Below are 12911 nucleotides of genomic sequence, written 5' to 3'. Positions count from 1 at the left end.
CGAACACGGCCGTTAAGCTCTTCAGCGCCGATGGTAGTTGGGGGTTTCCCCCTGTGAGAGCAGGACGCCGCCTGGCACGCTAAGACAACTTGAGAAATCGGGTTGTCTTTTTTGTTGTAATTTTTGAAGAACAAGCTAAAATAAAACAGAAGAATGCCTCTGCGACACTGAATATGGGAAATATTGTTTCCCTGCCGCGTGAAAAAATGTTTGCTTTAACGTTCGGATTTAAGTGTGAAAATTCCAAAAAATCTAACTTATAAAGCGAGCCTTGACATTATACCCGTTCAATTGATAACCTACTAATAATATTTTTCGGTCAGGGAGGCTTAATTATGTGGGAAGATAAGTTCAAAAAAGAAGGTTTAACGTTTGATGATGTATTGCTTGTTCCAGCTAAATCCGAGGTGCTTCCAAAAGACGTATCTCTAAAGGTGGAATTAACACCTACCTTGAAACTGAACATCCCAATGATCAGTGCAGGGATGGATACTGTAACAGAAGGCGATATGGCTATTGCAATGGCCCGTCAAGGCGGCTTAGGAATCATTCATAAAAACATGAGTATTGAGCAGCAAGCTGAGCAGGTAGACAAAGTAAAACGCTCTGAAAGCGGCGTTATCACCGACCCATTCTTTTTAACACCTGAACATCAAGTGTTTGATGCCGAGCACCTAATGGGCAAATATCGCATTTCTGGTGTGCCAATTGTAAACAATCAAGAAGAGCAAAAGCTTGTTGGCATCCTGACAAACCGTGACCTTCGCTTTATCCAGGACTACTCCATTTTAATTACAGACGTAATGACGAAGGAAAACCTGGTGACAGCTCCAGTAGGAACTACACTGGATGAAGCAGAAAAAATTCTTCAAAAACACAAAATTGAAAAGCTTCCACTTATTGACAAAGACGGCGTTTTAAAAGGCCTTATCACGATTAAAGATATTGAAAAAGTAATCGAGTTCCCGAACTCGGCAAAAGACGCGCAGGGACGCCTTTTAGCAGGCGCTGCTGTTGGAGTAACAGGAGACACGATGAAGCGTGTTGAAATGCTTGTTAAGTCCCAGGTAGACGTAATTGTTGTCGATACGGCACACGGCCACTCAGCAGGCGTAATCAACACCGTAAAAGAAATCCGCGCTGCTTATCCTGACTTAAACATTATCGCTGGAAATGTTGCTACAGCTGAAGCAACACGTGAGCTGTTCGAAGCGGGCGTAGATGTTGTAAAAGTAGGAATCGGTCCAGGCTCTATCTGTACAACGCGTGTTGTAGCCGGTGTAGGCGTACCACAAATTACAGCTGTATACGATTGTGCAACAGAAGCGCGTAAGCACGGCAAAGCGATCATTGCCGATGGCGGCATTAAGTACTCCGGTGACATCGTTAAAGCCATTGCAGCCGGCGGCTCTGCAGTTATGCTTGGCAGCTTGCTTGCGGGTACATCAGAAAGCCCTGGTGAAACAGAAATCTTCCAAGGACGCCGCTTCAAGGTATACCGTGGTATGGGTTCTGTAAGTGCGATGGAAAAAGGCTCAAAAGATCGTTACTTCCAGGAGGATGCAAAGAAATTTGTTCCAGAAGGTATCGAGGGACGTATTCCTTACAAAGGTCCACTATCTGACACATTGTATCAGTTAACAGGCGGCCTTCGTTCAGGTATGGGCTACTGCGGTACAAAGGATATCGTAGCACTCCGTGAAGAAAGCCAGTTTGTTCGTATGACGGGTGCGGGTCTTCGTGAAAGCCATCCGCACGATGTGCAAATTACAAAAGAAGCACCTAACTATTCTCTATAAAAACACGTATAAAGCCTGTCCATTGCCGGACAGGCTTTTTTTCTTCTTTATAAAACAAGTTATCTAGGTCGTTTCTCGTCTATTTTTCTCCTGAATGTGTATGGTACAATAACGAAAGTGTTGCATAATAAATGGAGGGTTTTGAGTGTGAGAAAAAGAAATGGGTATCGGATCAGTGCCGTTGTATTGAGTATTTTGTTGTTCTTTGGATTATTTTCTCCGGGAGCGTTAAAGGCAGATGCCGCATTTGATGTTAATGCAGGTGCAGCCATTTTGGTTGATGGAGAAACAGGACAGATTTTGTTTGAAAAAAATAGCAACCAGCAGCTCGGTGTAGCAAGTATGTCGAAAATGATGACAGAATATCTGCTGCTTGAGGCTGTTAAAAAAGGAAAAGTAAGCTTGGATGATACGTATCAGGTATCGGAGTATGTATATCAAGTGTCACAGGATCGCAGCTTGTCGAATGTACCGCTTCGTGCGGACGAAACATACCAAATCCGTGAACTCTATGAAGCGATGACCATTTATTCAGCCAATGCGGCAACAATCGCGATTGCAGAAAAAATTGCCGGTTCAGAAGCGGAATTCGTTAAGTTAATGAACAAAAAAGCAAAAGAACTCGGAATGGAAAAAGCAAAATTCGTCAATGCGACGGGATTAAACAATAAAGACTTAAAAGGCCATCATACGACTGGTGGACCGACCGAGGAAAACATGATGACAGCCCGGGATGTGGCGACACTTGCTTACCTGCTGGTGAACGATTATCCGGAGGTTCTTGAAACAGCGGGAATTCCGAAAAAGAAATTCCGTGAGGGAACTGACGATGAAATTGCAATGGAAAATTGGAACTGGATGCTTCCGTCCCTTGTTTTTGAATATGAGGGCATGACAGGGTTAAAAACGGGAACAACAGATTTCGCCGGATATTGCTTTACTGGAACAGCTGAACGCGACGGCCAAAAGTTAATCGGTGTTGTGATGGATGCAACGGATGACAAAGGCGAGGGGACGTACAACGCTCGTTTTACCGAAATGAAAAAGCTGATGGATTATGGCTTCACTCAATTTGAGCGTAAAGAAATTGCAGCAGCCGGAAGCACTGTAAAAGGAGCTGAAACGGTACCTGTTCAAAAAGGAAAAGAGAAGGAAGTAAAGCTTGAAACAGCTTCCGATCTGTCTGTTTTAGTGCCAAAAGCTTCAAACACGAAATATAAAACAGGTATAACGTTAAATGGTTCGGATTTGGATAAAAATAACGAGCTGGTTGCCCCGGTTAAAAAGGGTAAAGTGGTTGGTTTTGTTGAAGTTCAGGATGAAAAAGGAGAGGCTGTTCCTTTCCTAAAAGCAGGCGGTCAGACAAAAGTGCAAACTGCCGAAAACGTTGAGAAAGCGAATTGGTTTGTTTTATCAATGCGGGCAGTTGGCGGCGGAATCGCAAACGGCTGGCACTGGCTGATAGATACGATAACTGGTTGGTTTTAATAAAAATCACCTTCTGCTATTGACAGAAGGTGATTTTTCGTGTTTATTAGGATTTAAGTATTTTACAAAAAATCAGACCTTTCTGATCAATATAGGAGGAATATCAAATGAATACAGGTACAGACCGTGTAAAACGTGGAATGGCAGAAATGCAAAAAGGCGGCGTAATTATGGACGTCGTAAATGCGGAGCAGGCAAAAATTGCAGAAGAAGCAGGCGCAGTTGCAGTTATGGCGCTTGAGCGCGTTCCTTCTGATATTCGTAAAGCAGGCGGCGTTGCCCGTATGGCAGATCCCCGTATTGTAGAAGAAGTGATGAACGCTGTTACGATTCCGGTTATGGCGAAAGCGCGTATTGGCCACATTGTAGAAGCACGTGTGCTTGAAGCAATGGGTGTTGATTACTTGGATGAAAGTGAAGTGTTAACGCCGGCAGACGAAGAATACCACTTGCTGAAAAGCGATTTTACTGTTCCGTTCGTTTGCGGATGCCGTGATATCGGTGAAGCAGCACGCCGTATCGGTGAAGGTGCTTCCATGCTCCGCACAAAAGGCGAGCCGGGAACAGGAAACATCGTAGAAGCCGTGCGCCATATGCGCAAAGTAAATGCACAAGTGCGTAAGCTCGTTCATATGAACGAAGATGAAATTATGACAGAAGCAAAAATTCACGGCGCTCCTTTTGAAGTATTAATGCAAATTAAAAAAGAAGGACGTCTTCCGGTTGTCAACTTCGCAGCAGGCGGTATTGCAACACCAGCGGACGCAGCACTGATGATGGAGCTCGGTGCAGACGGTGTATTCGTTGGATCTGGTATTTTCAAATCAGAAAACCCGGCGAAATTTGCCCGTGCGATCGTGGAAGCAACCACTCATTACCAGGACTACAAATTGATTGCCGAACTTTCGAAAGAGCTTGGTGAGCCGATGAAAGGCCTTGAAATTGCCGGTATCGCAGCAGCTGACCGTATGCAGGAGCGCGGCTGGTAATGACAAAGATCGGTGTACTGGGCCTGCAGGGTGCCGTTCGTGAGCATGTTCGTTCAATAGAGGAAAGCGGAGCAGAGGCTGTAGTGGTAAAATGGCCGGAGCAGCTGGATGAGCTGGATGGGCTGATTTTGCCCGGCGGTGAAAGTACAACAATGCGCCGCTTAATGGACCGCTACGGTTTTATGGAGCCGCTGCGGGCATTTGGGGAATCAGGGCGTCCAATGTTTGGGACGTGCGCAGGCCTTATTTTACTCGCTGGCGAAGTGGCTGGGTATGATGAGCCGCATCTTGGCTTAATGGATATCAAGGTTGAACGAAACTCATTTGGCCGTCAAAAAGAAAGCTTCGAAGCAAACCTTGTCATTAAAGGCGTGGCAGACGATTACAATGCTGTTTTTATTCGGGCGCCGCATATCGTCTCAGCAGGTGAAAGAACAGAAATATTGGCAGAATGCGACGGGCGGATTGTCGCTGCCCGCAACGGCCAATATCTCGGCTGCTCTTTTCATCCGGAATTGACGGATGACCATCGCATTACCGCTTACTTTGTCAAGATGGCGGAGCAGGCAAAAGCGTCACTTGCGCATTCATAAAAAATGTAGTACATTGAATGCAAATCGAATAGTGAAACGCGATGAAGGAAGTCAGTAGCTTGATACTTCTTCTTAAAGAGAGCCGGTGGGTGGTGCGAACCGGTGTAGAAGCCAGGTGAATCCGTTCTGGAGCGGGATGCTGAACACGAAGAGTAGGCATTGACCGGCGCAGGCCGTTAAAACGTTGTTTGAGAGGAAAGCTGTATGGCTTTCAATCAGGGTGGTAACGCGGAATCAAACTTCCGTCCCTTTCCATAGGGGCGGAAGTTTTTTTATTTTTTAAAGGAGGAATTGCATATGCTGGATATGAAATATTTGCGGACTCATTTTGCAGAAGTGAAAGAACGCCTGAAGTTCCGGGGCGAGGATATGAGCGCATTTGAAGATTTTGAAGAACTGGAGAAAAAGCGCCGTGAGCTGCTTGGCCAGACAGAAGAGCTGAAGAGCAAACGCAACACAGTATCACAGGAGGTTGCTCGTTTAAAAAAAGAAAAACAGGATGCGGATGCACTTATTAAAGAAATGCGTGAAGTTGGCGAAAAAATTAAAGAGCTTGATACGGAGCTTCGGGAAACAGAAGAAAAACTGGAGCAGCTGATGCTGCGGATGCCGAACATCCCGCATGAAAGTGTCCCGGCAGGCGATTCTGAAGAAGATAATGTGGAAATTCGTAAATGGGGAAGCGTGCCGGAATTTAGCTTTGAAGCAAAGCCGCATTGGGATTTAGCGACCGATTTGGATATCCTTGATTTCGAACGTGCCGGCAAAGTAACAGGCAGCCGCTTTACTTTCTATAAAGGGGCGGGTTCAAAGCTTGAACGTGCTCTTATCAGCTTTATGCTGGATTTGCACACGGAAGAGCATGGCTACACAGAAATGATGCCGCCGTACATGGTAAACCGGGGAAGCATGACGGGGACAGGGCAGCTGCCAAAGTTTGAAGAGGATGCTTTCCGGATTGAAGCAGAAGATTACTTCCTCATTCCGACAGCGGAAGTGCCGGTGACAAACTATCATCGCGATGAAATTTTAAATGGTGAGGACCTGCCGATCGCTTATGCAGCATACAGCGCATGCTTTCGTTCTGAAGCAGGATCTGCCGGCCGTGACACACGCGGTTTAATTCGCCAGCATCAATTCAACAAAGTAGAAATGGTTCGTTTTGTAAAGCCTGAAGATTCTTATGCAGAGCTTGAAAAGCTGACGGGTCATGCGGAAAAAGTACTGCAGCTGCTCGGTCTTCCTTACCGTGTACTTGACATGTGTTCTGCAGACCTCGGGTTTACTGCAGCGAAAAAGTACGATATTGAAGTATGGCTGCCAAGCTACAATGAATATAAAGAAATTTCTTCCTGCTCAAACTTTGAAGGCTTCCAGGCGCGCCGGGCGAATATCCGTTTCCGCCGCGAGAAAAATGGCAAGCCCGAGCATGTGCATACACTAAATGGATCAGGTCTTGCAATTGGCCGTACAGTGGCAGCTCTTTTAGAGAACTACCAGCAGGAAGACGGAAGCATTCTAATTCCAGAAGTGCTGCGTCCATATATGGGTGGTAAAGAAAAAATCGAAAGAAAATAAGGGGAATCGTGTTGACAGAATAATTTACCCTATGATAAATTAATTCTTGTCGACACGATGGAGGAATACCCAAGTCCGGCTGAAGGGATCGGTCTTGAAAACCGACAGGCGGGTCAAACCGCGCAGGGGTTCGAATCCCCTTTCCTCCTCCATTTTTAACATAAGTGCATAATTGGAGATATGAACGCCCATCTGATTCGTCAGATGGGCGTTCTTTTTATATTTTAACGATCGTAAACCGATCAGAAAGCAGCAGCCAGTTTTGTGGGAAGGAAAAACCGATTTTCCAATAAGCGATGCCACGCAGTCCGAGCTCTCTGATGAGTGAGAATTTTGCATCGACCGAGCGTGCATCTTCAAACCAAGTTTTATGAGCACGTCCTTCTTCGTCTGTGTAGTCAATAAAAGGAGCCTGTGCCGTGAAATCATAACGGACGGAAGCGTTATAACGCGCCGCACGCCGTAGTGCTTCCTGCGGGCTGACCGCCCTTGCAAACGGATTTCCTGGCCTGTATGGAAGTGTCCAGTCATATCCGTACAAATTCTGGCCCATGACAATTTTTGAAGCAGGCATTTCCGTTACGGCATACGTAAGGACGTTACGGACAGGTCCAATCGGTGAAACGGCCATTGGCGGACCTCCGCTGTATCCCCATTCATAGGTCATAAGGACGGAGAAATCCACAATTTCTCCGTGCGCTTTGTAATCATGCGCTTCATACCACTGCCCCTGCTGGGTGGCGCTTGTTTTAGGCGCAAGAGCGGTTGAAACTGTTTTGCCTTCGCGGTGAAATCGTTCCACTGCCCGGCGGAGAAACTGGTTGTATGCTTCCCTGTCCTCAGGCCGCAAATATTCAAAATCAAAATGAATATCCCTGAAATTTGTTTGGGCGGCAATCCGGCTGATATTGTTTAAAAAGGTTTCCTGTACAGCTGTATCGTTCAGCAGTACGCGGGCAAGCTCTCCACTGAACTGTCCTTCTTCTAAATTGGTAATGTCCATCATGAGCACGGTGCCATGTTGTTCAGCAATTGTTGCGATGGGGCGAACGGCCGGTTCTGTCAAAGATCCATCCCGCCTTGCATTGTAGCTGACCGGAGCAAAGTAACTGAGATGGGGGGCCGCTTCCCGGGCTTGGTTGAGAATAGTGCTTGAATAACCGGCCGCAGAAGGCTCGACATAAGCAAGAGACTCAATTTGTTTTTTTGGAGGCGATGGAATACGCAGCCGACGTCCGATTTGAAGCGGAGCAGTTGGCGACAAACCGTTGAGACGAACAATTTCTTCAACGGTCACTCCATACTGCCTTGATATTTTCCATAAGCTGTCTCCGGCGACCACAGTGTGGAACCTTCCTGCAATAGGGATCACTAGCGCCTGTCCGACCACAAGATGTGGCAGAGTCGCAAGCTGGTTTGCGTCGCTGATTGCGTCTACGGTTGTCCCGTACCGCCGTGCAATCTGAAATAATGTATCGCCGCTTTTTACAACATAAATGTCCATACGCCGTTCCTCCTCTCTATACTAAGTGTACAGAGAGGAAACGCGTCTTATGACAACAGTTGGATCAAATCATTTGACGGGCGCACATCTGCGCTAAGAACTGTTTCCATCATTTCAAGTGCATATTCGTTGAATTTCTTTTCCTCCGATGCAATGGCATCCTTTGGAACGTAAATGTTAAACTCGCGCATATAAGCGTCGTTTGCAGTAAAGAAAACACAAATGTTTCCGGCTACGCCTGTTACGGCTACCGAATCTACGCCTAGGTCATGCAGCAGTGTATGGAGAGCGGTACCGTAAAAAGCGGAATGCTTTGGCTTGATTAAAAAGTAATCTTCGTCGCTCGGCTTCATTTGCTGTATAATAGGAGCGCTTATTTCATTAAATGCGTGGTCTGTAATCAGCGCAATATCCGCTTTCCAAAGTCCATAGTGGTCATTTATATAAATAACCGGCCATTCTTTTTGATGGAAATGATCTTTCAACTGCAAAATCGGTTCGATCGTTTCTTTTGTAAAGCCGGCCAGTTGTTTTCCTTTTGGAAATTGAAAATCGTTAATCATGTCAACAACTAGAAGTGCACATTTTTTGGTCATAACTGTTCCTCCTTCACTTCTATATGTACTACCCTTATTTCTGCAGAAAGGAGCATGAAAGTGGACGAATTTTTTATGAAGCTGGCAATTGAGGAAGCAAAAAAAGCCGAGCGCCTCGGTGAAGTGCCGATCGGGGCGGTAATTGTGAAAGACAATAAAGTCATTGCATCGGGATACAATTTGAGGGAAACGACTCAAAACGCGGTTACCCATGCAGAGCTTTTAGCCATTCAACGCGCTTGTGAAGCAACAGAAGGCTGGAGGCTGGAAGGGACGACGCTTTACGTTACACTGGAGCCGTGTCCGATGTGCAGTGGCGCCATTTTATTGTCTCGTGTAGAGCGGGTGGTTTACGGAGCAGCAGATCCGAAAGCCGGCTGCGCCGGTACACTGATGAATCTGCTTGAAGATGACCGTTTTAACCATCGCTGCGAAGTGGTGCCCGGTGTGTTGGAAGAAGAATGCGGCATGATCCTGACGCAGTTTTTTCGGAATATCCGGCAAAGGAAAAAGGAACAAAAAAAGCAGCAACAGAGTAAATAGTTTCCACATTGCTTTTTTTGACTCAAGGTAGTATAATAGATCTTGCCGTGCTAAGTGGGGAGGTAGCGGTGCCCTGTATCCGCAATCCGCTCTAGCGGGACTGAATTCCTTCTCGAGGCTGTTTAATTGTGGGGTCTGCCTTTTGTAAGTGGCGTTGACGTTCGGGTCCTGCGCAATGGGAACCCATGAACCATGTCAGGTCCGGAAGGAAGCAGCATTAAGTGGACTCTCTCATGTGCCGCGGGGCAGCCTGGGCTGAGCTAACTGCTCAAGTAACGCCTGTGATTGGCAGTCGACAGAAGGTGCACGGTATTACATAATAAACATAAACAAGGCGTCCGGTTTGCCGGGCGTCTTTTTGCTTTCATTGGAATAGAAAAGGTGTGCTCGTTCGTTTATAATAAAACAAGAAAGATGAAGGGGGTACAGAATGAGCTATCAGGCATTATACCGTGTATGGCGGCCGCAGAACTTTGCGGATGTCGTTGGGCAGGAGCACATAACGAAAACGCTTCAGAACGCTCTCCTTCAAGACAAGATCTCACATGCTTATCTTTTTTCAGGCCCGCGTGGAACCGGAAAAACAAGTGCGGCGAAGATTTTAGCTAAAGCGGTAAACTGTGAGAACGGTCCTTCAGCAGAACCGTGCAATGAATGTGCATCCTGCCGGGGAATTTCAGATGGATCCATTCAGGATGTAATTGAAATTGACGCAGCTTCGAACAATGGTGTAGATGAAATTCGCGATATTCGCGACAAAGTAAAGTACGCACCCGGCTCTGTCCGGTTTAAAGTATATATTATTGATGAAGTGCACATGCTTTCAACCGGCGCGTTTAACGCTTTATTAAAAACGCTTGAAGAACCGCCGGCGCATGTGATCTTTATTTTGGCGACAACGGAACCGCACAAAATTCCTCTCACGATTATTTCCCGCTGCCAGCGGTTTGATTTTAAGCGAATTACGGCTCAGGCGATTACCGGGCGCATGACGCTTATCTTAAATGAAACCGGAACAGCGTTTGATGAACCGGCACTGCCGATCATTGCCCGGGCGGCGGAAGGCGGAATGCGTGACGCCCTTAGTCTGCTCGATCAAGCGGTTTCTTACAGCCGCGGCCGTTTAACAGAAGAAGATGCTCTAACAGTAACCGGGACAGTCGGGCAGGAGATGCTTCAGGGCATCGCTGCGGCCGTTTTTAATCAAAACGCCGCTGAAGCCGTTCAAACACTGAACAAACTGCTTATGGAAGGAAAAGATCCGGCTCGATTTACAGAGGATTTAATTTTATATTTCCGTGATATGCTGCTTTTAAAAATGGCGCCGGAACTTGAAGAATCGTTAGAGCGCACAATGGCGGAAGAAGCATTTACAGAACTTGCCGGCCGGGTGTCTGAAGCGGCTATTTATGAATATATCGCCATTTTAAATAAAGCGCAGCAGGATATGAAGTTCACCAATCATGCGCGTATTTATCTTGAAGTGGCCCTCGTGAAAATGAGCCGTCTTCACGTGAAAGCAGAGTCGGCTGCCTCCGGCCCGGAAATCGCCGGCCTGCTTGAAAAAATAAACCGGCTTGAGCAGGAAGTGCAGGAGCTGAAAAAACGTCCGGCCGGCTCAATAGAAACGGAAGCACCGAAGCCGTCTGCAAAGAAAATGTCACGCCCGAGCAATCAATTTAAAGTCGCCGTTCCGCAGATTGAAAAAGTACTTTCAGAAGCAACCAAGCAGGATATTCAAAATATTAAAAGCCGCTGGGGCAATATGATTGGCTACTTGAATGAACGGCAAATGCGCTCTCAGGCAGCTCTTTTAAATGATGCAGAACCTGTCGCTGCGTCTGCAGACTCATTTGTGTTAAAATTTAAATACGAAATTCATTGTCAAATGGCCTCTGATAATAAAGCGTTTATGGATTCCATTTCGACGATTTTAAATGAATTAACCGGCAAGCCATATCGGCCGCTTGTTGTGCCGGAAGAAGCGTGGCTCGACATTCGCCGCTCTTTTGTGAAAAAGCAAAAAGAAGAAGGCATTATGGCACCACCAGGTGAGGAAACAGAAGCGGATGTGCCGGAAGAGGAAGAAGATCCTCTCGTGTCAAAAGCGCTTGAGCTTGTTGGAGAAGAATTTCTTGAAATCAAAGACTAATTTAATTGGAGGATGATGAACATGATGCGTGGCGGAGGAATGGGCAACATGCAGAATATGATGAAGCAGATGCAGAAAATGCAAAAGCAGATGCAGCAGGCGCAGGAAGAACTGGCGGAAAAACAATTTGAAGGAACAGCAGGAGGCGGCATGGTGAAAGTCAGCATGTCCGGCCAAAAACAAGTAACCGATGTTCAAATCAAGGAAGAGGTTGTAGATCCGGATGATATCGAAATGCTTCAGGATCTTGTTCTTGCAGCAGTAAATGACGCGCTGAAAAAAGTAGACGATGAAACGAACCAGACGATGGGACAGTTTACGAAAGGGATGAACCTTCCTTTCTAAAGAGGAGGAATTATACATGTATTATCCCGAACCTATAACGAAGCTGATTGACAGCTTCATGAAATTGCCGGGCATCGGGCCGAAAACAGCGGCTCGTCTGGCTTTTTTTGTGCTAAACATGAAAGAAGAAGATGTGCTTGAATTCGGGAAAGCACTTGTGAATGCCAAACGTGACCTTGGCTATTGTTCAGTATGCGGCCATATTACCGATCAAGATCCATGTTCCATTTGTAAAGATGAGCGCCGTGATCGAAGTATTGTCTGCGTCGTACAGGACCCGAAAGACGTCATTGCGATGGAGAAAATGAAGGAATACAATGGCTTGTACCATGTTCTTCATGGCGCTATCTCTCCAATGGAAGGAATCGGGCCGGAAGATATCAACGTACCGGACTTAGTGAAACGGCTTCAGGATGAAACCATTAAAGAAGTCATTTTAGCGACCAATCCGAATATCGAAGGAGAAGCAACGGCGATGTATATCTCCAGGCTGCTAAAACCATCTGGTATCCGGACGACCCGCATTGCTCATGGCCTTCCAGTCGGCGGTGATCTTGAATATGCCGATGAAGTGACTTTGTCTAAGGCGATTGAGGGACGCCGGGAGCTATAAGGAGGAAAGCATCTATGTTTTTTCGCAAAAAACAAAGCATGCGCAGTATATATGATGATAAATTAATCAGCTTAATGAGCCAGGCAAGAACAGATTGGTTTAAAAATCGCGACCTGCTTCGTCTTAGCTTTGAACAAAACAATGAGCTCGAAGCTCAAACAAAAGCCGCTCAAGCGAAATATTTCTTTTTGTTTCGCGAAGCGAAAAAGCGGCAAATTCGCATAAAAGAATAATTCTCTTCTATATATAGAAGAGGAGCGTGAAAAAATGCGAAAATTGAGCGGGATTCTGATGATGATTTTTAAGAAAACGGTGATAGGTGCTTTTCTTTTATACGTGATCAATGTATGTATACAAGAGACGGATCTGTATATTGTGATAAATCCATTTACTGCTTTTTTAGCCGGTTTCCTCGGGCTGCCAGGAGTTCTCTCTCTGGCAGCTATTTATTATTTTGTTTTCCCGTAAAAAATATTAAAAATTTATTGACGTGAAAGAGATGATCTGGTATATTAATAAAGTTGCTGCTGAAAAGCAATCAGCAAGAAATAAACAAGTTAAAAATCATATTGACAAATCGCATCAGGCAATGATATGATTTTATAGTTGTCGCAGAGATGACATAAACGAATTGAACATTGAACATTGAAAACTGAACAAAATCAATAAAAACGTCAACGTTTTAAATTTTTATCTTCCATTAAAAACACC

13 protein-coding genes, 1 tRNA gene, 1 rRNA gene, 1 other RNA gene and 1 other annotated feature are annotated in these 12911 nt (G+C 45.7%); of the genes, 14 read left to right on the top strand and 2 right to left on the bottom strand.

Annotation, left to right across the window (positions count from 1 at the left end):
* The 7 genes from rrf to L2D08_RS22990 form a co-directional block, all read left to right on the top strand.
* Nucleotides 1–76, top strand: a 5S ribosomal RNA gene (gene rrf / locus L2D08_RS24730); the annotation flags it as partial.
* A gap of 259 nt (nt 77–335) precedes the next feature.
* Nucleotides 336–1799 carry an IMP dehydrogenase gene (guaB, locus tag L2D08_RS23015; protein ID WP_242237776.1) on the top strand — a complete coding sequence of 488 codons (1464 nt, stop codon included), beginning with the start codon at nt 336–338 and terminating at the stop codon, nt 1797–1799.
* 147 nt (nt 1800–1946) lie between these two features.
* Nucleotides 1947–3287, top strand: a complete 1341-nt coding sequence (locus L2D08_RS23010; RefSeq protein ID WP_242237756.1) for a D-alanyl-D-alanine carboxypeptidase family protein — start codon at nt 1947–1949, stop codon at nt 3285–3287.
* 107 nt (nt 3288–3394) lie between these two features.
* Nucleotides 3395–4276 (top strand): pyridoxal 5'-phosphate synthase lyase subunit PdxS, encoded by an 882-nt coding sequence (gene pdxS / locus L2D08_RS23005; protein ID WP_242237755.1) that lies wholly within the window; start codon nt 3395–3397, stop codon nt 4274–4276.
* Nucleotides 4276–4869: a pyridoxal 5'-phosphate synthase glutaminase subunit PdxT gene (pdxT, locus tag L2D08_RS23000; protein ID WP_242237752.1), complete on the top strand. Its 594-nt coding sequence runs from the start codon at nt 4276–4278 to the stop codon at nt 4867–4869. Before pdxS ends, pdxT begins: the two co-directional genes overlap by 1 nt.
* A gap of 32 nt (nt 4870–4901) precedes the next feature.
* Nucleotides 4902–5122 (top strand) — a binding site (T-box leader).
* Between the two features lie 44 nt (nt 5123–5166).
* Nucleotides 5167–6447, top strand: coding sequence for a serine--tRNA ligase (gene serS, locus L2D08_RS22995; RefSeq protein WP_242237751.1), 1281 nt, complete (start codon nt 5167–5169; stop codon nt 6445–6447).
* A 59-nt stretch (nt 6448–6506) separates the two neighbouring features.
* Nucleotides 6507–6599 (top strand) — tRNA-Ser (locus tag L2D08_RS22990).
* Between the two features lie 65 nt (nt 6600–6664).
* Here L2D08_RS22990 and L2D08_RS22985 read toward each other — a convergent pair.
* Nucleotides 6665–7951, bottom strand: coding sequence for a glycoside hydrolase family 18 protein (locus L2D08_RS22985; RefSeq protein ID WP_242237749.1), 1287 nt, complete (start codon nt 7949–7951; stop codon nt 6665–6667).
* A gap of 47 nt (nt 7952–7998) precedes the next feature.
* Complete coding sequence (locus L2D08_RS22980; protein ID WP_242237747.1) at nt 7999–8547, bottom strand: cysteine hydrolase family protein; 549 nt, start codon at nt 8545–8547, stop codon at nt 7999–8001.
* Nucleotides 8548–8601: 54 nt separating this feature from the next.
* On the opposite strand from L2D08_RS22980, the gene tadA reads away from it, so the two are divergent.
* The 7 genes from tadA to L2D08_RS22945 all read left to right on the top strand — a co-directional run bounded on the left by tadA (nt 8602) and on the right by L2D08_RS22945 (nt 12668).
* Nucleotides 8602–9090: a tRNA adenosine(34) deaminase TadA gene (tadA, locus tag L2D08_RS22975; protein ID WP_242237745.1), complete on the top strand. Its 489-nt coding sequence runs from the start codon at nt 8602–8604 to the stop codon at nt 9088–9090.
* A 45-nt stretch (nt 9091–9135) separates the two neighbouring features.
* Nucleotides 9136–9400: signal recognition particle sRNA large type (gene ffs, locus L2D08_RS22970), an RNA gene on the top strand.
* Nucleotides 9401–9520: 120 nt separating this feature from the next.
* Nucleotides 9521–11242, top strand: coding sequence for a DNA polymerase III subunit gamma/tau (gene dnaX / locus L2D08_RS22965; RefSeq protein WP_242237743.1), 1722 nt, complete (start codon nt 9521–9523; stop codon nt 11240–11242).
* A 24-nt stretch (nt 11243–11266) separates the two neighbouring features.
* A complete protein-coding gene (locus L2D08_RS22960; RefSeq protein ID WP_375164564.1) occupies nt 11267–11587 on the top strand; it encodes a YbaB/EbfC family nucleoid-associated protein in 321 nt (106 codons plus the stop codon).
* A gap of 16 nt (nt 11588–11603) precedes the next feature.
* Nucleotides 11604–12200 carry a recombination mediator RecR gene (gene recR / locus L2D08_RS22955; RefSeq protein WP_242237741.1) on the top strand — a complete coding sequence of 199 codons (597 nt, stop codon included), beginning with the start codon at nt 11604–11606 and terminating at the stop codon, nt 12198–12200.
* Nucleotides 12201–12214: 14 nt separating this feature from the next.
* Complete coding sequence (locus tag L2D08_RS22950; protein ID WP_242237739.1) at nt 12215–12433, top strand: YaaL family protein; 219 nt, start codon at nt 12215–12217, stop codon at nt 12431–12433.
* A 34-nt stretch (nt 12434–12467) separates the two neighbouring features.
* Entirely contained in the window at nt 12468–12668 is a 201-nt protein-coding gene (locus L2D08_RS22945) for a pro-sigmaK processing inhibitor BofA family protein (protein WP_242237737.1), read from the top strand.
* The last annotated feature ends 243 nt before the right edge of the window (nt 12669–12911 follow it).

Origin of the sequence: Domibacillus sp. PGB-M46 (assembly GCF_022668875.1) — a bacterium.
Classification (GTDB): Bacteria; Bacillota; Bacilli; order Bacillales; family Domibacillaceae; genus Domibacillus.
Note: the sequence above shows the minus strand (reverse complement) of the source record. Positions and strands in the feature narration are given on the sequence as shown.